At 67.3% G+C, this 22089-nt stretch carries 14 protein-coding genes; 7 read left to right on the top strand and 7 right to left on the bottom strand.

Features of this window, described 5'->3' with window-relative positions; genetic code table 11:
- Window positions 1-132: 132 nt before the first annotated feature.
- Window positions 133-780 carry a protein-L-isoaspartate O-methyltransferase family protein gene (locus tag AC13GA_RS14395; protein WP_006390984.1) on the top strand — a complete coding sequence of 216 codons (648 nt, stop codon included), beginning with the start codon at window positions 133-135 and terminating at the stop codon, window positions 778-780.
- A 16-nt stretch (window positions 781-796) separates the two neighbouring features.
- Window positions 797-2155 carry a TolC family outer membrane protein gene (locus AC13GA_RS14390; protein WP_046985261.1) on the top strand — a complete coding sequence of 453 codons (1359 nt, stop codon included), beginning with the start codon at window positions 797-799 and terminating at the stop codon, window positions 2153-2155.
- 99 nt (window positions 2156-2254) lie between these two features.
- Here the strand turns inward: AC13GA_RS14390 and AC13GA_RS14385 are convergent, their stop codons facing one another.
- Window positions 2255-3505, bottom strand: a complete 1251-nt coding sequence (locus tag AC13GA_RS14385) for an amino acid transporter (RefSeq protein ID WP_295379133.1) — start codon at window positions 3503-3505, stop codon at window positions 2255-2257.
- A 219-nt stretch (window positions 3506-3724) separates the two neighbouring features.
- A complete protein-coding gene (gene waaA / locus AC13GA_RS14380; protein WP_046985259.1) occupies window positions 3725-5023 on the bottom strand; it encodes a lipid IV(A) 3-deoxy-D-manno-octulosonic acid transferase in 1299 nt (432 codons plus the stop codon).
- Window positions 5024-5082: 59 nt separating this feature from the next.
- On the opposite strand from waaA, the gene AC13GA_RS14375 reads away from it, so the two are divergent.
- Complete coding sequence (locus tag AC13GA_RS14375) at window positions 5083-6000, top strand: LpxL/LpxP family Kdo(2)-lipid IV(A) lauroyl/palmitoleoyl acyltransferase (RefSeq protein ID WP_046985258.1); 918 nt, start codon at window positions 5083-5085, stop codon at window positions 5998-6000.
- 100 nt (window positions 6001-6100) lie between these two features.
- On the opposite strand, the gene AC13GA_RS14370 is transcribed toward AC13GA_RS14375, so the two are convergent.
- From AC13GA_RS14370 to AC13GA_RS14360, 3 genes are read right to left on the bottom strand one after another with little or no spacing between them, the layout of a single operon-like run.
- Entirely contained in the window at window positions 6101-7432 is a 1332-nt protein-coding gene (locus AC13GA_RS14370; RefSeq protein ID WP_253078770.1) for an O-antigen ligase family protein, read from the bottom strand.
- Window positions 7413-8528: a glycosyltransferase gene (locus AC13GA_RS14365; RefSeq protein ID WP_046985256.1), complete on the bottom strand. Its 1116-nt coding sequence runs from the start codon at window positions 8526-8528 to the stop codon at window positions 7413-7415. The genes AC13GA_RS14370 and AC13GA_RS14365 overlap by 20 nt, the downstream gene beginning before the upstream one ends.
- A 15-nt stretch (window positions 8529-8543) precedes the next feature.
- The gene (locus AC13GA_RS14360) at window positions 8544-8741 is read right to left on the bottom strand and encodes a zinc-finger domain-containing protein (RefSeq protein WP_012512052.1); all 198 of its coding nucleotides are present in this window, start codon (window positions 8739-8741) and stop codon (window positions 8544-8546) included.
- A gap of 421 nt (window positions 8742-9162) precedes the next feature.
- Between AC13GA_RS14360 and AC13GA_RS14355 the strand changes: the two genes are divergently transcribed.
- Together AC13GA_RS14355 and AC13GA_RS14350 are read left to right on the top strand one after the other, a co-directional pair.
- Window positions 9163-12507 (top strand): GH92 family glycosyl hydrolase, encoded by a 3345-nt coding sequence (locus AC13GA_RS14355; RefSeq protein ID WP_482998396.1) that lies wholly within the window; start codon window positions 9163-9165, stop codon window positions 12505-12507.
- On the top strand, window positions 12504-13241 hold the full coding sequence (locus tag AC13GA_RS14350; protein ID WP_136638945.1) for a basic secretory protein-like protein: 738 nt from the start codon (window positions 12504-12506) through the stop codon (window positions 13239-13241). The genes AC13GA_RS14355 and AC13GA_RS14350 overlap by 4 nt, the downstream gene beginning before the upstream one ends.
- Before the next feature lie 495 nt (window positions 13242-13736).
- Here AC13GA_RS14350 and AC13GA_RS14345 read toward each other — a convergent pair whose 3' ends face one another.
- A complete protein-coding gene (locus AC13GA_RS14345; RefSeq protein WP_136638946.1) occupies window positions 13737-16028 on the bottom strand; it encodes an NADP-dependent malic enzyme in 2292 nt (763 codons plus the stop codon).
- 229 nt (window positions 16029-16257) lie between these two features.
- Window positions 16258-17601, bottom strand: a complete 1344-nt coding sequence (locus tag AC13GA_RS14340) for a dicarboxylate/amino acid:cation symporter (RefSeq protein ID WP_253078774.1) — start codon at window positions 17599-17601, stop codon at window positions 16258-16260.
- Between the two features lie 332 nt (window positions 17602-17933).
- Between AC13GA_RS14340 and AC13GA_RS14335 the strand changes: the two genes are divergently transcribed.
- Window positions 17934-19103, top strand: a complete 1170-nt coding sequence (locus tag AC13GA_RS14335) for an OprO/OprP family phosphate-selective porin (protein WP_065724721.1) — start codon at window positions 17934-17936, stop codon at window positions 19101-19103.
- 66 nt (window positions 19104-19169) lie between these two features.
- A complete protein-coding gene (locus AC13GA_RS14330) occupies window positions 19170-21812 on the top strand; it encodes a hybrid sensor histidine kinase/response regulator (protein ID WP_482998395.1) in 2643 nt (880 codons plus the stop codon).
- Window positions 21813-22089: the final 277 nt, after the last annotated feature.

Raw genomic sequence — 22089 nt, 5'->3', positions numbered from 1 at the left:
AACTGAACGAACCGGAGGTCGCGATGACTTCCGGCACTGCGACCCCGGCTACCCGGCAGCTGATGCTCTGGGCGCGCCGCCGGCCTCCGGCACCGGTAAAATGGCCGGCCCACTGCGCTGGATTTGAACCTCATGACGATTGATTACGCCCACGCCCGCGAACTGATGGTGGAACAGCAGATCCGTCCCTGGGACGTGCTGGACATCAAGGTGCTCGACGTCCTGGCCCGCCTGCCGCGCGAGGCCTTCGTCGCCGACGCGCACCGGGCGCTGGCCTACGCCGATGTTGAACTGCCGATCGGCCATGGCCAGAAGATGATGAAGCCGGTCATCGAGGGCCGTACCCTGCAGGCACTGGACCTGCAGCCGGGTGACGAAGTGCTGGAAATCGGCACCGGCAGCGGTTTCCTGTCGGCCTGCATTGGCGCGCTGGCGCGCGACGTGCTGAGCCTGGAGATCGACCCGGAGCTGGCCGCCGCCGCACGCGCGCGCCTGGATGCTTCCGGCCTGGGCACCAACGTCCGCGTGGAAGTGGCCGACGCCCTGGCCTGGCAGACCGAACGCCGCTTTGACGTGATCTGTGTCACTGGTGCCGTCGACGTGGTGCCGTCACAGTTCGCATCGTGGCTGCGTCCGGGTGGTCGCCTGTTCGTGATCCATGGCCGTTCGCCGGCGATGGAGGCCCTGCTGGTCAAGGCCGACGGCAGCAGCGAGTCCCTGTTCGAGACCGATATCGATTACCTGCGCGGTGCCGCCCCGGCACCCCAGTTCCACCTCTGAGTCCAAGGAAGCCGCAATGATCCGCCGATCCCTCGCTGTTGCGCTGGCCACTGCCCTGCTGCCGTTGTCCGCCCATGCCGCCGACCTGCTGCAGGTCTATGAAATGGCGCGCAATGGTGACCCGCAGCTGTCCGCCGCCGAATCCACCCGGCTGTACGACAAGGAAGGCGCCGTGCAGGCGCGTGCTGCCCTGCTGCCGCAGATCGACGGCACGGCCACACTGAACCGCTCGCGCAGCGAAGCCGACCATGACGCCAACTCCGGCACGGTCACCAGCAAGCGCCGCAACTACACGATCAACGGCAGCCAGACGCTGTTCAACTGGACCCAGATCAACAACCTGCGTTCGCAGCGCGAACTGAGCAAGGCAGCGGACTTCACCCTCGATTCGGCCAACGACAGCCTGATCGTGCGCACCTCGGCGGCCTACTTCAACGTGCTGGTGGCGATCGAATCTCTGAACGCCGCACAGACCAATGAAGCGGCCGCGAAGAAGCAGTTCGACTTCGCCGACAAGCGCCTGGAAGTGGGCCTGGCGCCGATCACCGACGTGCACGAAGCACGCGCCCAGTACGACCAGGCGCGCGCCAACACCATCGTTGCGCAGAACACCCTGGCCGATAACTATCAGGCGCTGACCGAACTGACCGGCCAGCCGGTGGTCAACCTGCGGGGCCTGCCGGCGGACTTCCGTCCGGAAGTGCCGGCCAACCGCGGCAACATCGACGAGCTGGTGCACCAGGCCAGCACCCAGAATCCGGCGCTGAAGGCGCAGGAACTCAAGGTAAGTGCCGCCGAAGCCGGCGTGCAGGCCGCCCGTGGTGGTCACTACCCCACCCTGTCGCTGGGCGGCAGCTGGGGCAAGAGCGCGACCTGGGGTGACAGCACCGGCGCCGGTTCGCTGTCGCCGGACGCTCGTACCAACAGCATCGGGCTGACCCTGAGCGTGCCGATCTTCTCCGGCGGTGCCACACAGTCCGGCGTGCGTCAGGCGTTGGCCCAGCGTGACATCGCCCAGGACGGCTACGAGCAGCAGAAGCGTGCCCTGGACCGCAACACCCGCAATGCCTACCAGACCCTGGTGCAGGGCATCAGCGAAGTGGAAGCCCGCCGCCTGGCGGTGGTTTCGGCGCAGAGCGCGTACGACGCGTCGCAGGTCGGCCTGGAAGTCGGTACCCGTACCGTGCTGGACGTGATCCAGAACCAGCGCATCCTGTTCTCGGCGCAGCTGGACTATGCACAGGCCCGTTACACCTTCCTGCAGAACCGCTTGCTGCTGAGCCAGTCGCTGGGCGCGCTGGACGTGGCCGAGCTGCAGGACGTCAACCGCCTGCTGACCCAGGACGCGGGCAACCCGGCAACGACCACGAACTGAGTCGTCGCCCTGCCGGCAACGAAGAAGCCACCCGCGAGGGTGGCTTTTTTGTGGACGCCGCATGCACACGCATCCACGCATGACGCGGAACTACCGGCATCAGCCGGGCCATGCGCGCAGTTGCAGCACCGCCGACAACAGGCATAGTGCCGCCGCCAAGGGCGCAAGCACCGGCATCGTCGCCGACCATCGCGAGCCGCGCGACACCTCGATGCGGTGCCGCGTGCGCAGCGCTCCCAGGCACAGCGCTGCCGTCACCAGCAAGGCCACCGGGCCAGGCAGCACCGGCAGCCACCCGATCGGCACCCATAGCGCCAGCAGGGCCGAGAGCAGAACGACGACCACGGTCGCCAGCGTTTTCCTGGGCCCGCGTTCCTCTTCCCATGCCACTGACCACATCCCCATTGCCAGATGTGCGGCCAGCAACACCAGCACCAGTAGCAGCGCCGCCAATCCGGTCATGCCGGCGAAAGGCAGCAGCGGCAGCAGCCACTGCAGTTCCGGATGGGCTTGCAGTGCCACCGACAACGGACGCGTGCTGTCCAGTGCCGGGAACGCGACCAGCCCAGCCTGCAGCGCGGCCAGCAGCATCAACAGCAGCATGGCCAGCAGCACCATCACCGCCAGCACCCTGGACTGCTGCGATACCGTTCGAAGGCGCAGACCGGGAAAGCCCAGCGCCAGCCCGACGCTGGCAAACACGCCCAGCAACGACACGCTCGCGGCAAGCACGCCACCCAGCCCGAAGTGATAGGGCGCGGTTGCCTCTGGCAACCAGGGAATCCAATAAGCGTAGTGCACATGCCGCGCCGCCAGCGCCAGCAGCAGCACACCAATACCGATCTTCACCGTCAGCAGCGCGCAGACCAGCAGTGCTGCACGCCGCGGCGGCAACACCGCGAACATTCCCAACGACAGCGCACCGGCAGCCGCCAGCAACGGGCCCGGCAGCCAGCTGTCCGTGCTGATGCCTCGGCTGGCCAGCACCGCATGTAGATGCAGGGCGGCGGACTGCGCGACGCCTGCGGCCGTCGCCACCAGCTCCAGCAGCAATACGGCGCCCAGCAGGCCGGCGAGGCCCCTGCCCCAACTTGCAACCAGCAGCCCGTGCAGGCCATCCGCGCCTGGCCGTTGCTGGCGCACTACCTGCAGGCAACACAGCACAAGTCCGGCAGCCAATGCGGCCAGAAGCAGACTGAGCACGATCGCTGGACCGGCCTGGGCAGCGGTGTACTGGCCGACCCGCGCCACCACGTTTCCTCCCAGCAGCAGCGTCAACGCAACCACCGCCAGATGTTCCTTCCCGGGATGCAGTCCGCCGACGCCATCCCTGCTGCTGCCGCCATCCATCGCAAGTCCTCTTGATATCCGCCCAGATGCGGGCGACCGCAGGCTGGCAGCCCGCGCCAAGGGGCGGTATCAGATTCCGTGCGGTCTATGCCGCGATGTGATCGCACGCACGCTGTCTTCTACACAACCGGTCCGGCGGCGACAGGAATCCAACCGCTAAGCAGAATTGATGCAGGCGTTCACGACAGCCCGGCTGCGGGCAGAGAAACTGCCCCTTGCCTATCGGCGAGGCGGCGGCAGGTGCGGCGCAACCAGCTCCAGCGTGCGCTGCAACGCGCCGCGACCATTGCTGACCAACGTGCACCCGGCACGCGCCATCTCTTCGCGCGCCTGCACGCTGTCGAGCAGATGCTGCAGCAGATCGCCAACCGCCTGCACATCCTCGCCGATCAGCAATGCACCGGCCTCACGCATGCGTCGCGAGATCTCGGCGAAGTTATGCAGGTGCGGGCCGGTCACCGTCGCCGTACCCATCGCTGCCGGTTCCAACAGGTTGTGGCCGCCGATCGGCTGCAGGCTGCCACCGACGAACGCAACCTGTGCGCAGGCGTAGAACGGCATCAGCTCGCCCAGGGTATCGATGACGAACACATCGGTATCGGCCTCGGGCCACTGCTTCGCGCGACGGGTCGCCACGTTCCAGCCCTGTTCGCGGGCCAGGGCTTCCACTTTGGGGAAACGCTCGGGGTGACGCGGCGCCCACAACAGCAGCAGGCCGGGGTGCTGCTGGCGCAGGCGTCGATGCAGATCGACCACCGCTTGTTCTTCGCCGTCGTGGGTACTGGCCGCGATCCACACCGGGCGCCCGGCCGGCACGCGTGCATGGAACTGTTCGACAAAGCCCTGTACCTCCGGCGTGGCGATATCGAACTTCAGATTGCCCAGCGCCTGCACCTGTTCCGGCACGGCGCCCAGCTGCACGAAGCGCTCGGCATCATCCTGCGACTGTGCGGCAACGCAGGTGACGGTGCGCAGCGCGCGGCGGATCAGTGCGGCCAGCAAACGGTAGCCTCGCAACGAACGCGCCGACAGGCGGGCATTGAGGATATAGACCGGGATGCGGCGGTCGCGGCAGCCGAACAGCATGTTCGGCCACAGTTCGGTTTCCAGGATCAGCGCCAGGCTGGGCTGGAAATGGCCAAGAAAGCGGTTGACGCTGCCCGGCACGTCGTACGGCAGGTAGACATGGTCCAGCGCATCGCCCCACAGCGCGCGCACGCGCTCCGAGCCTGTCGGAGTGATGGTGGTGATGACCCAGCGGATGTCCGGGCGCTGCTGGCGCAGGGCGTTCACCAACGGGGCGGCGGCGTTGACCTCACCCACCGACACCGCGTGCAGCCAGACCCGCGGCTGTCCGCTGGGCTGCGGGTAGGACGCGTAGCGTTCGTCCCAGCGCCGGAAGTATTCACGGACCCGGAAACCCCGCCAGACCAGGTGGTACACCGTGATCGGCAGCAGGATGTAGAGCACGGCTGAATACAGGCCGCGCAGGATCCATTCGACAGGGTCTTTACGCATGCGGCAAGGATACGGGAGCCCCCCGGGAAAGACACGCGGCCGGGTTGGTAGAATGGGGAATGTCCGATGCCTCCACCGCCGTCCGCCCGTCGCTGCGCGATCCCCGCAACTGGCCGATGTTCGCCGTCATGTTCGGCGCTTTCGCCATCGCCCGCCTGCCGTGGATGCTGCAGCGTGCGCTGGGCCGTGGCGTCGGCTGGATCAGCTGGCGCCTGCTTGGCAGCCGTCGCCGCGCCGCCGAGGTCAACCTGCAGCTGTGCTTCCCCGAGAAGGACGAAGCCTGGCGCCAGCGCCTGGTCCGCGACAGCTTCGATGCACTGGGCGTGGGCGTGTTCGAGTGCATCCGCGCCTGGTGGGGCAGCATCGACCGCATCCGCCCGCAGGTGCAGATCGAGGGTCTGGAACATCTGCGGCAGATGCAGGCCGAGGGTCGCGGCGTACTGCTGGTCTCCGGCCACTTCATGACCCTGGAGATGTGTGGCCGCCTGCTGTGCGACTACGTTGACCTGTCGGGCATGTACCGCAAGCACAAGAACCCGGTGTACGAGTGGGCGGTGAAGTTCGGCCGCCTGCGCTACGCCAAGGCGATGTACGCCAACGAAGACATCCGTGCCACGGTGCGCCACCTGAAGAAGGGCGGCTTCCTCTGGTACGCACCGGACCAGGACATGCGCGGCAAGGACACCGTGTTCGTGCCGTTCTTCGGCCACACCGCGTCGACCATCACTGCCACCCACCAGCTGGCACGGATGACCGGCTGTGCGGTGATCCCGTACTTCCACCGCCGCGAAGGCGGGAAGTATTTCCTGAAGATCGGCGCGCCGCTGGAGAATTTCCCCAGCGAAGACGTGGAAGCCGATACCACGCGGGTCAACCAGGCCATCGAAGCGATGGTGCGCGAGGCGCCCGACCAGTACCTGTGGATCCACCGCCGTTTCAAGCGCCAGCCCGGTGGGCGGAGCGATTTCTACAAATAACCGGATGCGGTGGAAGGGCCGGCGTGCTCATGATAGTCGCCAACTTTGGTTGGCGCCGATGAACCGAGTCCGGTCCCGAGGAGCCAACCAAGGTTGGCAACTACTGGATCGGCGGAGATTCATCCGATTCGCGTGCCAGCAGGCTGCCGGCGAACAATGCGGCCAGCAGCACCGTCAGGCCACCCCAGAACGCGGAATAGAACGCGAGGTGGGTGTTGAGCGGAAACACCGTGACCGCCAGCGCCAGCATTGCCGGGCGCGCTCGCTCGCGGGCGGCGGCGGGCGCGAAACGCCACGCACGCCAGGCCTGGGCGACCGCGGCCAGCCACAGCAGCAGGCCGAGCACGCCGGTTTCAGCAAGGATTTCCAGCACGATCTGGTGTGCATGCAAGGCCGGAGCATTGCCCCACACCGCAGGGCCCTCCTCAGCCACGCAGTCCGGATAGGCATCGCGGAAGCCACGTGCGCCGACGCCATTGACCGGATGCGCCTCGATCATGCATGCAGCGGCTTCCCATATCCGGGCGCGACCCGACAGCGCTTCATCAACGCCTTGTCCGCCATCGTCCCAGGCCATCGCTGTGCGTGCCATGCGATCGCGCAGCTGCGGCACGCTGGCGGCCAGCGCTCCTGCTCCGAGAACAGCGACCAGGGCCAGCACCGCCAACCGCTTCCAACCGAACTGGCGCACGCCGCTGTAGGCCAGCACCAGCGCGAAAGTGATCCATGACGCGCGCGAGCCGGCCAGCAGCAGCACGCAGCCCAGTGCCACCGCTGCCAGCACCCAGCCCAGGTTGCCGAAGCGGCGCGCCACTGGCAGCAGCAGGAACGGCGACAGGCTGGCCAGCACCTGCCCGAACTTCAGGTTGCACGGACCCAGTGCGCCACTGAGGCGGTCGGCCAGCGCGGCCTCGTCGGCCGGGCACAGTGCATGGCCGCTCACGGCCAGCTTCAGGTGTTCCAGCGACCAGAACCACGGGCTGGTACCGGCGGCGGCCTGCACCAGCGCATCCAGCGTCCAGGCAGCGGTGATCAGCGCCAGCCCGCCGAAGGTCAGCCGCCGCCGTTCCGGCGTGGCCACAGCAATTGCCACCAGCCACATGAAGGGCAGATAGCGCAGGCCGGCGGCGGCCTTGGTCCACGACGCCGCCGGATCGATGGCATCGAACGCGGAGAACGCCTGCGGCAGCCAATAGCCGAGGAACAGGATCGAGGTCAGCGCCCACGCCGCCGTGCTCAACAGGTGCGGGCGGCGCTGCAGCCGACGCATGACCATGCGCGCGGCAGCGTACAGCGCGCCAAGTCCGAGCACGGTTTCGGCGATGCCCGGCAACGGCCACATCGCCACGTACGCCAGCACCCACCAGGGCGCCCAGCGCCCGGCGCGGTCGTCGCGCACGATGACGGCAGGATCAGCCGGCGAGGTCGGCATAGAGGCGGAGGGTATCGCGCTGCATGGCCTGCAGGGTAAACGGGATGCGGGTCGGCAAGGACGGCGGCTGCGCCAGCAGGGCCAGCGCGCGTTCACCCAGTGCGCGCGCATCACCAAGCGGCACCGCGCCGCTGGGCTGCAGCTGACGCAGTAGTTCGCCGACGCCGCCATGGTCCCAGCCCAGTACCGGGCGACCGACCGACAACGCCTCGACCACGGTGCGGCCGAACGCTTCGGGCTTGTCCGACAGCTGCAGCACCAGGTCGCTGGCGGCATAGGCCTGGGCGATGCGCGCGGTCGGCGTGCTGATCTGCACCGCATCGGCGATCCCCAGCGCCACCGCCTGCCTGCGCAGATCAGCAACGTAGGCTTCGCGGCCGGGTTCATCAGTGCCCAGCATCCACAGCTGTGCCGGCACACCGGTGGCGCGCACGTCAGCCAGCAGCTGCAGCGCGTGTGCGTGGCCCTTCAGGCGGGTACCCCGCCCTGGCAGCAGCAGCAGCGGCCCTTCAACCTGCGCCAGCCACGGGTAATCCGCGGCCAGCGCAAGCCGCGGACGGCGATCGGCACGCGCCACGCGCGGGAACTGGCCGACATCGACGCCGCGCGGAATCACCTGCAGCCTCGCTTCGGGAACCGTCGGATAGTGCCGCTGCACATAGTCGCGCACGGTGTTGGACACGCAGATCACGCGTTCACCGCTGGTCATCACCGCGCTGTAGCGACTGGGCGAATTCAGGCCGTGCACGGTAGTCACCCAATGTGGGCGCTGTGCGGCGGGCATCGCACGGATCGCGTACAGGCCCAGCCAGGCCGGCAGCCGCGAACGGGCATGCACGATGTCCGCTCCGACCTCGGTGAACAGGCGACGCAGGGTCGGAAGGTGACGAAGGGTCAGCAGCGACTTGCGGCCGATATCGAGGGTGAGGTGCTCGGCACCACTATCGAGCAACGGCTGTACCAGGCGACCGCCAGCGGACACCACCAGCGCGCGATGGCCGGCAGCCACCAGCGCCGCTGCAATTTCAAGGGTCGAGCGCTCGACACCGCCGGAGTGCAGCGCCGGCAGCAACTGCACCACGGTCAATCGGCGCATCGATCGAAGGCCTGCTTAGTCGGCCAGCACGAACACGGAGCCGCAGTACGCGCACTTCGCTTCGCCGTTGGGTTCGTCTTCAATCGGCAGGTACACGCGCGGATGCGAGTTCCACAGCGCCATTTCCGGCGTCGGGCAGCTCAGCGGAAGATCGCTGCGGTGCACGGTGTAGCGCTTTTCGGCGTTGGCGGGCGCGGTGGCGGTATGGCTCATGGCGGATGTCGATGAACGGGTTGCGAGGCCTGCGATTCTAGCATCCGGGCTGCCCCGACATTGCGCCGCAACAGGTCTTTGCGCACGCCGCGGTCATTCCATGCGTCTTTGCGCTGGGCATCGAAGGGCGCCGCCCCAGGGATTTCCCCGATCGATCCGCCTGGTTGGCACTGGAAATCGGCCGACAGCGATATTTTCCGCATTTGGATCGAACTAAATGGCACTTGTCAGGTCGCGATGGCTGTTGCAGGATCGGGCCAGGTCGCAACCCGACCTGCCCAATCCGACCCGATCGCATGGCCCGCCCCCACCGGACCGGCATCGCCTCTACCACTGCCAGCCTGGCGGACGGAGCGATGCTGCCCGTGGTGTCCGCCGATGCGGGTTCTGCCTGCCGCCTGCCCCTCCGGGAGACCCTTGCATGACCCTGTCCGATCCGCGCCGCGCCCTGCTTCCGCTCGCCCTGGCCCTGGCCTGTGCGACCACTGCGATGCCGGCACTGGCACAGGGGCTGCAGACCTCCTTCGAACCCGGCGAACCGGCGCCAGTGCAGGCAGCAGGTGCGCCGCAGGTGACGATCGGCAACGGCCCCGCCGCGCCCTACACCGCCAAGCGCAACGCCGGCTACAGCGGCCTGCATGCACTGCGCTACAGCGGCGAAGGCGGTAGCGCGCGGCGCGAGCTGTTCAAGGCGGACATGACCATCGAGGCCGATACCACCCTGTCGTGGCTGGTACTGCCGGAGATCGTCGGCAAGGACACCGTGGCCTCGACCTATGTGTCGCTGGACCTGCTGCTGGACGACGGCAGCCGCGTTTCCGCCAGCGCCGCGCGTGACCAGCATGGCGTGGCCATCGGTGCGCGCGCGCAGGGCGATTCGAAGACGCTGTATCCGCAGCAGTGGGCGCGCAAGGCAGTGCGGCTGGGCGACGTGGCCGCGCTGAAGGGCCGCCGCGTGGTGGCGATCGAACTGGAAGTAGCCAGTGCCGACGGTGCACCGGTCTCCGGCTGGATCGACGATGTGCGCCTCGACGCGCAGCCACGCCAGCAACCGCAGCGCGTCTCCGACTGGGTGCTGACCACCCGTGGCACCCAGGCCAACGGCACATTCTCGCGCGGCAACAATTTCCCGGCCACCGCTGTGCCGCACGGGTTCAACTTCTGGACCCCGGTGACCGATGCCGGTGCGCTTAACTGGCTGTACCGCTGGAACGAGCAGAACGACGCGCAGAACCGGCCGCAGCTGCAGGCGCTTGCGTTGAGCCACCAGCCCAGCCCGTGGATGGGCGACCGCCAGACCTTCCAGGTGATGCCCTCGGCAAGCCGTGGTGTGCCGGAGGCAGACCGCCGCAAGCGCGCACTGTCGTTCGACCGCGCTCATGAAAGTGCACGCCCGCACCGCTACGACGTGCGCTTCGACAATGGCATCGCGGCCTCGATCGCACCGACCGACCATGCCGCATTGTTCCGCTTCGACTTCCCCGCAGACGGCAATGCCAACCTGCTGTTCGACAATGTCGATGCACGTGGCGGCCTGACCCTGGACGCTGCGACGCAGACGCTGTCCGGCTACACCGATACACGCAGCGGCCTGTCCAACGGCGCCAGCCGCATGTACGTGGTAGCGAGCTTCGACAAGCCCTGGCGCAGCAGCGGCCGTCTCGATACCGGCCGCCCCACCGGCTACATCACGTTCGACACCGGCAGCGAGCGTCGGGTGACCATGCGCATCGCCACCTCGTTGATGTCGGTGGAACAGGCGCGGCACAACCTCGCGCTGGAAATCGCCACAACCGACACGCTGGAAAGCGTGGCCGGGCGCGCCCAGGACGCATGGGACGCACGCCTGGCCCGCTTCGATATCGGCGATGCCAGCGACGACCAGAAGACCACGCTGTATTCCAGCCTGTACCGGCTCTACCTGTACCCCAACTCCGGCCACGAGAACGTGGGCAGCGCGGCGGCGCCGGACTGGCGCTACGCCAACCAGGCCAGCTCCAGCGACGACAATACCGACGGCAGCGCGACCCGCAGCTTTGCCGCCGTGCGCGATGGCAAGGTGTTCGTCAACAACGGCTTCTGGGACACCTTCCGCACCACCTGGCCGGCCTATGCGCTGTTTACTCCGGAGGATGCCGGGCAGCTGGTGCAGGGTTTCATCGAGCAGTACCGTGCCGGCGGCTGGATCGCACGCTGGTCGTCGCCGGGCTACGCCGACCTGATGGTCGGCACCAGCTCCGATGTGGCCTTCGCCGATGCATGGCTGAAGGGCATCGGTGGCTTTGACCCGGCCGAGGCCTACGCCGCCGCGCTGAAGAACGCGACGGTGGTACCGCCGGACCGTCATGTCGGGCGCAAGGGCATGGAGCGCTCGACCTTCCGTGGCTACGCCAGCGCCGACGTGCACGAAGGCATGTCGTGGACGATGGAAGGTGCCCTCAACGATTTCGGCATCGCCAACATGGCCGAGACGCTGGCCAAGCGCGCGACCACGCCCGTCGCACGCGAGCGCTACGGCACCGAGGCCGACTACTTCCGTCATCGCGCCGCCAGCTACGCGACGATGTTCGACCCGGCCGTGGGCTTCTTCCAGGGCCGCAGGGCCGATGGCCGCTGGCGGGTGGACCCCAAGCACTACGACCCGCGGGTGTGGGGCCACGATTACACCGAATCCAATGGCTGGACGTTCGCCTTCACCGCCGCGCACGATGGCGAAGGCCTGGCGGCGCTGTACGGTGGCCGCGACAGGCTGGCCGCCAAGCTCGATGCGTTCTTCGCCACCCCGGAAACCGCCGATCCGGCACTGGCCGGCTCCTACGGTGGCACCATCCACGAGATGACCGAAGCGCGCGACGTGCGCATGGGCATGTACGCGCACAGCAACCAGCCGGCGCACCACATTCCATGGATGTACCTGTATGCCGGGCAGCCGTGGAAGACCCAGCAGCATGTGCGCGAGATCCTGTCGCGGCTGTATGTCGGCAGCGAGATCGGTCAGGGCTATCCGGGAGACGAGGACAACGGCGAGACTTCGGCATGGTATGTGCTGGCCTCGCTGGGCCTGTACCCGCTGCGCATGGGCGCGCCGGAGTACGTGATCGGCTCGCCTGCATTCCAGCACGCACGGGTGGAGCTGCAGGGCGGCGCGGTGCTGACCGTGAACGCGGCCAACAACTCGCGCGAGAACGTCTATGTGCAGTCGCTGAAGATCAACGGCACGCCGTGGACGAAGACCTGGGTGCCGCACGACGTGATCGCCAAGGGTGCGACGCTGGACTTCGTGATGGGACCACAGCCGTCGCGCTGGGGCAGCGGCGTGGATGACGTGCCGCGCTCGCTGACCGCACGCGGCCAGCGCCCGCAGCTGCTGCACGACCTGCTCGGCAGCGGCGCCAAGGCGACGTTGGCCGATGGCCGTGCCCTGCCCGCGCTGGTTGATGACGATGCCACCACCACGGTGGGCCTGGGCGGTGGCGCAACCATCGCGCTGACCGGCCTGACCGACGGCACCCCGACGATGTACACGTTGACCAGTGGCGACGGCAGCATCCGTGGCGGCGAATGGGCGCTGGAGGCACGCAACGGCAATGGCAGCTGGGCCGTGCTTGACCAGCGCAGCGGCGAAGACTTCGAATCCGCCCGCCAGACCCGTCCGTTCCGCATCGCCAAGCCTGGCCGCTACAGCGAGTACCGCCTGCGCCTGCTGGCACCGGGCCGACTGCCGCTGGCAGAGATCGAACTGTTGGCAGCCAGCACCGTACAATGAGCCCTATGCGCTACCGTCTGCTGCCCCTGGCCCTTGTTGCCCTGTCCTTCTCCAGCTTCGGCCAGACCCAGGCGTTCGATACGCAGCTGACCCGCGATGGCGTGACGCTGAACTACCAGGACGCCCGTGGCGCCCTGGCCGCGCCGCAGCGCAAGCGCCTGATCGACACGTTCTACTTCGCCTACCTGCGTGAGCGCGCGGACTTCCGTCCGGCGGCGCCATCGATGGTCCGCATCGTGATCGATCCTGCCTACACCGGCATCGCCTTCGTCGGCGACAAGGACCAGGCGGCGACCATCACCATCAATCCGGGCTGGCTGGCACAGCATCCCAACGACATTGACCTGGTCACCCACGAAGCGATGCACATCGTGCAGGGCTATCCCGGCTACGGTGATGCGCGGGTGCCGGGCTGGCTGGTGGAAGGCATTGCCGACTATGCGCGTGATCGCTACGGCATGGACAACGCGGCCGCCGGCTGGACGCTGCCCGGCAAGGTCGAAAAGGGGCAAAACTTCGACAGCGGCTACCGGGTCACCGGCGCCTTCCTGAAGTGGGCCGAGGCCGAGCATCCGGGCCTGGTGCTGGCGCTGGACAAAGCCCTGCGCGATGGCCGCTACACGCCTGCGCTGTGGCAGAAGCAGACCGGCAAGCTGTTGCCGGCACTATGGGCGCAGTACGCCAAGCCGCGCTCGGATGCGCCGCCGCCGCCAACACGCCGCGGCAAGCGCTGACGGATAGCGCCGGGCCATGCCCGGCGGAATGCAGAGCGCCGCGCTGCGCGCTCGCCAGGCATGGCCCGGCGCTACCCGATCTCACAACCCTCGTGGTCGCTACATCGTGGCCGGCCAACGCCTCAGCGCGACTGCACGAAGCCGGCGTACAGCGCGAACAGCTGCCGGAAATAACGACGCGTCACTCGATTGCGCATGGCACCCTCGCCAATGGAAAGTTGGTCGGGCCCAGGGCAGGAAGGCCGGTCCGGTCCCTTCCCGCGGCCGGGCCACGTGGGCGTATTGGACCGTAGTGGCGTTGCAGGGTAATGACCGGGTTGCGTAGCGCGTGTGGCACAGGCCGGCGGGCGGTAGAGCCGGCCGCTGGCCGGCTGTCGTCGTACCTGGACTTCATTGGGGTTGCCGGCCAGCGGCCGGCACTACCCGTTTCCGCTTTGCTGAAACAGAAACGCGCCCCGGGGGGCGCGCTTCTGCAGCCGGAATCGGAAAGAAGGCTTACGCCTTCTTTTCCGCTTCGAGCTGCTTGCGGATCTGCGCATCGACCGCGGCAATCGCGGTCATGTTCAGGATCCGGCGCGAGGTCGCGCTGGTGGTCAGGATGTGCACCGGCTTGTTCACGCCCATCAGGATCGGGCCGATCGCCACGCCGTCGGTGAACACGCGCACCAGGTTGTAGGCGATGTTGGCCGCTTCCAGGTTCGGCAACACGAACAGGTTGGCACGGCCCTGCAGGGTCGAACCCGGCAGCAGTTTCTGGCGCAGCGCTTCATCCCATGCGGTGTCGCCCTGCATCTCGCCATCCACGTTCAGACGCGGGTTGCGCTTGAGCAGCAGCTCGCGCACCTGGCGCATCTTCAGCGCATCCTTCGAGTCGTGGCTGCCGAAGTTGGAGTGCGACAGCAGCGCCACCTTCGGTTCCACGCCGAACAGCTTCATGCGGTAGGCGGCCTGCAGGGTCGCTTCGCACAGCTGCTCGGCAGTCGGGTCTTCCTGCACGTGCGTATCGACGAAGAAGAACACGCCCTGCTGGTTGATCACGCCGGTCATCGCCGAGGTCGAGGTGACCTTCGGCTCCAGCGGCAGCACGCTGCGCACGTAACCCAGCTTCTTGTGGAAACGGCCGACGATGCCGGTCAGCATCGCGTCGGCCTCACCACGGGCCACCATCACCGCCGCGATCAGGGTCGGACGCGAACGCATCAGGTTCTTCGCCGCGGCCACGGTCACGCCGCGACGGCCGGTCAGGCCGTGGTAGTACTGCCAGTACTCGTTGAAGCGCGGGTCGTCATTGATGTTGGTGACTTCAATGTTCTCGCCGATCTTCAAGCGCAGGCCCAGACGCTCGATGCGCGACTCGATCACTTCCGGGCGACCGATCAGGATCGGATGCGCCAGGCCGTCATCGACCACGTTCTGCACCGCCTGCAGCACCACCTCCTCTTCGCCTTCGGCGTAGACCACGCGCTGCTTGTCACTGCGTGCGCGGTCGTAGACCGGCTTCATCATCAGGCTGGTGCGGTAGACGAACTGGGCCAGCTTGTCGCGGTAGGCGCCCATGTCGGCGATCGGACGGGCGGCCACGCCCGAATCCATCGCAGCCTGGGCCACCGCAGCCGACAGCTCCACCAGCAGGCGGCGGTCGAACGGGCGCGGAATCAGGTATTCGCGGCCGAAGCTCGGGGTCTCGCCGCCATAGGCCGAACCCATGTCGGTGGCCGCACGACGCGCCAGCGCGGCGATCGCGCGCACGCACGCTATCTTCATTTCCTCGTTGATCGCGGTCGCGCCCACGTCCAGCGCACCACGGAACAGGTACGGGAAGCACAGCACGTTGTTGACCTGGTTCGGGTAGTCCGAACGGCCGGTACCGATGATCGCGTCCGGGCGCGCCGCGCGCGCCAGTTCCGGCATGATTTCCGGGGTCGGGTTGGCCAGCGCGAAGATCACCGGATCCGGCGCCATCGTCTTGACCATGTCGGCGGTCAGGATGCCCGGCGCCGACAGGCCCAGGAAGATGTCCGCACCGGCGACGATCTCGGCCAGGGTGCGCTTGTCGGTGTCGCGCGCATAACGCTGCTTTTCCGGGTCCAGATCGGTACGGCCGGTGTGGATCACGCCCTCGCGGTCGAAGGCCAGGATGTTTTCCGGCTTCAGGCCCAGCTGTACCAGCATGTTCACACAGGAAATGCCAGCCGCGCCCATGCCCGTGGTCGCCAGCTTCACTTCCTCGATCTTCTTGCCGGTGATCGCCATGGCGTTGAGCACCGCCGCACCGACGATGATCGCCGTGCCGTGCTGGTCGTCATGGAACACCGGGATCTTCATGCGCTCGCGCAGCTTGCGCTCGACGATGAAGCACTCCGGTGCCTTGATGTCTTCCAGGTTGATGCCGCCGAAGGTCGGTTCCAGCGAGGCGATGATGTCGACCAGCTTGTCCGGGTCGGTTTCATCCACTTCGATGTCGAACACATCGATGCCGGCGAACTTCTGGAACAGCACGCCCTTGCCTTCCATCACCGGCTTGCCGGCCAGTGCGCCGATGTTGCCCAGGCCCAGCACCGCGGTGCCGTTGGAGATCACCGCCACCAGGTTGCCGCGCGCGGTCAGCTCGCTGGCCTGCTGCGGGTCGGCCTTGATCGCTTCACAGGCATATGCCACGCCCGGCGAATACGCCAGCGACAGGTCGCGCTGGGTCAGCATGGGCTTGGTAGCGGAAACCTTGATCTTGCCCGGCGGGGACATCCGGTGGTAATCGAGGGCGGCCTGTTTGAAATCTTCGTTGGACATCGATGTGGGTTACATGAATGGGCAGAAGGGACAGGGGATCATACCCCCGTTGGAGCGCTCGGACCTGTCGCTACCCTGTCGCAGTCATGCTGCGACCGCACAATTCCGGGGCGTATGCGACGGCCTGAAGGGACAGCTTCGGCGCTGGCCATGACAGCCATGGGACGCCTTGAAACGCTGCGGGGCCGTACCACTGTCGTGATCGGCCCCGCAGTACCACACACCTGGATCAGCCCTTGGCCGGCAGTGCCTCGGGCACCGCGTCGATCGGCGGCGGCAGCTCGCTCTCGCGGCCGTCCAGCGCCAGCTGCAGGCGGTTGCGGTCCAGCGCGCCTTCCCAGCGCGAGACCACCACGGTGGCCACGGCGTTGCCGATGAAGTTGGTCAGCGAGCGGCACTCGCTCATGAAGCGGTCCACGCCGAGGATCAGTGCCATGCCGGCCACCGGCACTTCCGGCACCACCGCCAGCGTAGCGGCCAGGGTGATGAAGCCGGCACCGGTGACACCCGCTGCGCCCTTGGAGCTGAGCATGGCGACCAGCAGCAGGGCGATCTGGTGGCCCAGGGTCAGTTCGGTATTGGTGGCCTGGGCGATGAACAGCGCGGCCAGGGTCATGTAGATGTTGGTGCCGTCCAGGTTGAACGAGTAGCCGGTGGGAACCACCAGGCCGACCACCGACTTGCTGCAGCCGGCGCGTTCCATCTTCTCCATCAGCGACGGCAGCGCCGACTCCGACGAGGACGTGCCCAGCACCAGCAGCAGTTCGGCCTTCAGGTAGCGCGCCAGCTTGAACACCGAGAACCCGCACAGGCGGCAGACCACGCCCAGGATCACCGCTACGAACAGGAACGCGGTGAGGTAGAACGAGCCGACCAGCCAGGCCAGGTTGACCAGCGAACCGACGCCGTACTTGCCAATGGTGAAGGCAATCGCACCGAAGGCACCGATCGGCGCGGCCTTCATCAGGATGTGCACCAGCTTGAACACCGGGGCGACCAGCGCCTCCAGGAAGCTCAGGATCGGCTTGCCTTTCTCGCCCACCGATGCCAGGGCGATGCCAAACAGCACCGCGATGAACAGCACCTGCAGGATGTTGCCATCGACGAAGGCGCTCACCAGCGTCTTCGGAATGATGTCCATCAGGAAGCCGACCAGGGTCAGGTCGTGCGACTTCTCGACGTAGCTGTGCACCGCGGTCTGGTCGAGCTCGGCCGGGTTGATGTTCATGCCGGCGCCCGGCTGCACCACATGCGCCACGATCATGCCGACGATCAGCGCCAGCGTGGAGAAGAACAGGAAGTACGCCATCGCCTTGGCGAATACGCGGCCCACCGTGCGCAGGTGGGTCATGCTGGCGATGCCGGTGACGATGGTCAGGAAGATCACCGGCGCGATGATCATCTTCACCAGATTGATGAAGGCATCGCCGAGCGGCTTCATCTTCTCGCCAACCAGCGGTTCGTAGTGGCCGAGGATGGCGCCCAGGACGATCGCCACGATCACCTGGAAGTACAGCTGGCGATAGATCGGCAACGGCTTTGCAGGCGCCGGGGCTGCGGTCGGGATGTGCATGGCGGACTCCGGAAGGGGCGTTTTCAGGCACGTACGGCCCCAGCACTGCACGGGAACCGTTACCGTGGAAACTGCTCGCAGGCCCTGTGCTGCACGCGCAGGGGGTGCGACCAATGGACGCCTTTGTACGCGCCGGGCACGCCGGCGCAGATAACCTATTGGTACTAGCCCCCCGGTTCAGGTGGCAGCGGTGCCTACACTGGCGCCGCACCGCCCGATCACGGGGAGGCCGGTGGCCCGAGCTGAATGGCCGGGCGCGTCATTGCGAAAGTTCCGGCCCTTGCGGCCGTTGTTGTCCTGTCCACACGCAATCTGAGAGAGCCGCACACAACATGCGCCCGATTCCCACCTTGCTGGCCTTGTCGCTGGCCGCCCTTCCCGCCTTCGCTTCGGCTGCCGATTTCGACAACTGGCCGACCAAGTACGCCTTCGGCGACGGCACCGAGCTGGCGGCCACCGCCAACATCGCCTACGACTACAACGATTTCTCCTCGGGCAGCGGCCTTGAGGATGACGATGCCGTGCGCCGCAAGGAATTCGGTGCAACGCTGAAGAAGAAGGGCGTCTACGACGCGATGGTCTACTACGACTTCCAGGCCGACACCTGGCTGGACGTATTCGTGCGCTTCGAGAGCAAGGCCTTCTTCGGCCGCGACATCGGCCGCTTCCGCTTCGGCTACATGAAGACCCCGGTCGGCCTGGATGCGAATACCTCCTCGCGCGCCGGCAGCTTCCTGGAAACCGCGCTGCCCGTGCAGGCCTTCTACGCAGGCCGTCGTACCGGCGTGGAATGGGTGCTGGAACGCCCGCAGTACCTGTTGCAGGCCGGCGCCTATGGCGGCAAGGACCTGCAGGGTGACAACCCCGGCACCACCCAGGCGGTGCGTGCGGTGTGGACCCCGGTGAAGGCACCTGGTGACGTAATCCACCTGGGCCTGGCCTATTCTCAGGAGAATCCGCGTGGTTACAGCGATGGCCGCGACGTCCACCACGAAGCCAGCGCACGCCTGCGTGCCCGCCCGGAAGCCGGCCTGACCGATATCCGCTTCGTCGATTCCGGCGCGCTGGTCACCGCCGACCAGATCCGGCGCACCGGCCTGGAAGGCATCTGGATCCGCGGCCCGTTCTCGCTGCAGGCCGAAGCCCTGCGCGCCACGGTCACCCGCAATGACGGCAAGCCCGACTACACCGGCAGCGGCCAGTACGCGATGGCCAGCTGGGTGCTGACCGGCGAATCGCGCCCGTACAACGCCGGTGCGGTGGCCAACATCAAGCCGGCCCACGACTACGGCGCGGTGGAACTGGTGGCCCGCTACAGCCGCCTCGACCTCGACGACGGCAGCATCCTCGGCGGCCGCCAGCACGACCTGACCCTGGGCGCGAACTGGTACCTGACCAGCCATTTCAAGTTCCAGGCCAACTACGTGAAGGTCGACGCCAGCCGTCGTGGCGTGCACAGCACGCCGGAGATCTTCGAACTGCGCGCGCAGATGCACTTCTGACCCCTTCCACGTCAGACCCCGGCGGGCGTGCACGTCACGCCCGCCGGCCCTGCGTAGACTGCCGCCATGTACTGGCTCAGCCGCCACCGGATGCTGTTGCTCACCCTGCTGGTCATGGTCGGCGGCACCGTGCTGTGCGCCGTCGCCGCCGGCCACTACGCATGGCGACGCGCCCTCGGCGACGAGAGCAGCCAGGTGCAACGCCAGCTTCAGCTTTACGGCCAGGGGCTGCAGCAGCGTATCGACCGATTCGGCACGTTGCCGCAGGTGCTGGCGCTCGATCCGGATCTTCTGCACGCACTACGCGTGCCACCCTCGCCCACCGAACGGCAGCGGCTGAACCTCAAGCTGCAACGTGCCAATGAAGTCACCCGCGCTTCCACCCTGACCCTGGTCGGTCACGATGGCGTGGCCGTGGCGGCGAGCAACTGGGACCAGCCGACCACCAACGTCGGCGAGAACTACAGCTACCGCCCCTACTACCGCCAGGCGCTGGCCCAGGGCCGTGGCCGCTTCTACGGGATCGGCATGACCACCGGCGTGCCCGGCTACTACCTGTCGCAGGCCATCGAGGAAGACGGCAAGCGACTGGGCGTAGTGGTGATCAAGGTCGAGCTGTCCGCACTGGAACAGGAATGGCTGAGCAGCCCGGACGTGGTGCTGGCCAGTGACGACCACGACGTGGTGTTCCTGGCCAACCGTGACAGCTGGCGCTACAGGCTGCTGCGCCCGCTGGGCGCGGATGAGCGCCGCGAGATGCTGGATGCGCGCCAGTACGCCGACCGTGCCCTGCAGCCACTGCGCGCACGCACTGAAGACGTGCTGGCCGACGGTGGCCGCATGGTGCGCCTGCTGGATCCTGTACTGCCGCAGCCGATGCTGTGGCAGAGCCTGCCGCTGCCAGCCGAGAACTGGAACCTGCACCTGCTGCACGATGCCAGTGCCGCCACTGCAGCCGGGCGAGCCGCGGCCCTGACCGGTGGCGCAGCGTGGCTGGCACTGGGCTTCCTGGTACTGTTCGTGCAGCAGCGGCGGCGCCTGGCCAAGCATCGACTGCGCAGCCGCCGCGAACTGGAAACCCTGCTCAAGCAGCACGCACAGGAACTGCGCACCGCACAGGATGGCCTGCTGCAGGCGGCCACCGACGCCGACAGCGGACTCAGCCGCAGCCTCGAACACCTGCCGCAGGGCGTGGTGGTGATCGATCGCGAGTTGCGCCTGGTTGCCTGGAATTCGCGCTACCTGGAGCTGTTCCGTTTCCCGCTGGACCTGGTACGCGTGGGCCGGCCGATCGAAGAGCTGTTCCGCTTCAATGCCCGCCGCGGCCTGCTCGGTCCCGGCCCGGTCGACGAGGCCATCGAGCGCCGCCTGAACCACCTGCGCAGTGGCCGCCCGCACATGCGCGAGAGCGAGAAGGATGACGGCACGGTGCTGGAAATCCGCGGCAATCCGCTGCCTGACGGCGGCTTCGTCACCAGCTACGCCGACATCACCAGCTACAAGAATGCCGCGCGCGAACTGCGCTCGCTGGCCGATGCACTGGAACATCGGATTGCCGAGCGCACCCGTGACCTGGACGAAGCACGCCGCGAGGCCGAACAGGCCAACCGCTACAAGACCCGCTTCGTCGCCTCGGCCGTGCACGACCTGCTGCAACCGCTCAATGCCGCGCGCATGTTCGTCTCGGTGCTGCGCGGCAAGCTGAGTGACCCGGTGCAGCAGCAGACCAGCGACCACATCGACGCTGCACTGGCCGCGCAGGATGCGATCCTCAACAGCCTGCTGGATATCGCCCGGCTGGAATCGGGCAGCCTGCCGACCCGTGTACAGGCCTTCCGGCTCGGGCCGCTGCTGCAGACGCTCGCACGCGAATTCGGCATCGCCGCACAGTCGCGTGGGCTGGTGGTCGACTGGGTCGATACCAATGCCGTAGTGGTCAGCGATGAGGCACTGCTGCGCCGCATCCTGCAGAATTTCCTGTCCAATGCACTGCGCTACAGCGAGCGCGGCCGCGTGCTGCTGGGCTGCCGACGCCGCGAAGGGCTGCTGTGGATCGAAGTGCACGACCAGGGTCCTGGCATTCCGGACGCGTTGCAAGGCGAGATCTTCGAGGAATTCCGCCGCCTGCATGATGGCCAGCAACGCGGTGCCGGCCTCGGCCTGGCGATCGTCGACCGTATCGGCCGCCTGCTCGGCCATCCGATCCGGCTGCGCTCGCAGCTGGGCCAGGGCAGCGTGTTCGCGGTGGGCGTGCCATTCGGCGAGGCCAGCGCGATTCCAGCCACTGCACCACCTCCGGTGCTGGTGCAGGAGCCTGCTGCGGACAATCCCCTGCGCGGGTGCCGGGTGTGGGTGATCGACGACGACCCGCACGTGTGTGCAGCCAGCCGCGCGTTGCTGGAGCGCTGGGGCTGCGAGGTGGTGCTGGCCGACGGCCCGCAGGCCGCGCTGCAGCTGGCCAGCGCCGGAACAGTGCCGGAGCTGGTGCTGCTGGATGTACGCATGGGCGACCACCATGGACCGGTGCTGTACGAGACATTGGCAGAGCTGTGGCAGGCCCGTCCGCCGGTGGTGCTGGTCACCGCCGAACGCGATGCGGGATTGCGTGAGATGGCCGCCGAACGTGGCTGGGGAATGATGGCCAAGCCGGTGAAGCCGCCGGCGCTGCGGGCGCTGATGAGTCAGTTGCTGGTGCGGCATCGCGGGTGATTCCAGCCAACGGCGCAGCCCCTCGTGGGTGGTGTCTGGTTGGTCGTGGAAAGCAAAAGCCGTGGGTGGGCCGCTTTTTTTTGTAGAGCCGAGCCCACGCTCGGCTGCTTTGGGCGGGTCCGCGAAGCCGAGCATCGGCTCCGCTCTACACGAGAAAGCGCAGCGCGCGACCCGCTTTTGATCTTCTTTTCTTCTCCGTGGGTGGGAGAACACCATGAACTGTCAGCGGCCGGGTGGGTGGGTAGTGCGGGGTGTCCGCGGCATGGATGCCGCGGCC

This window comes from Stenotrophomonas sp. 22DLJC03 (genome assembly GCF_056861405.1).
The sequence above is the reverse complement of the archived record's forward strand: the minus strand, read 5'-3'. Positions and strand labels throughout refer to the sequence as shown.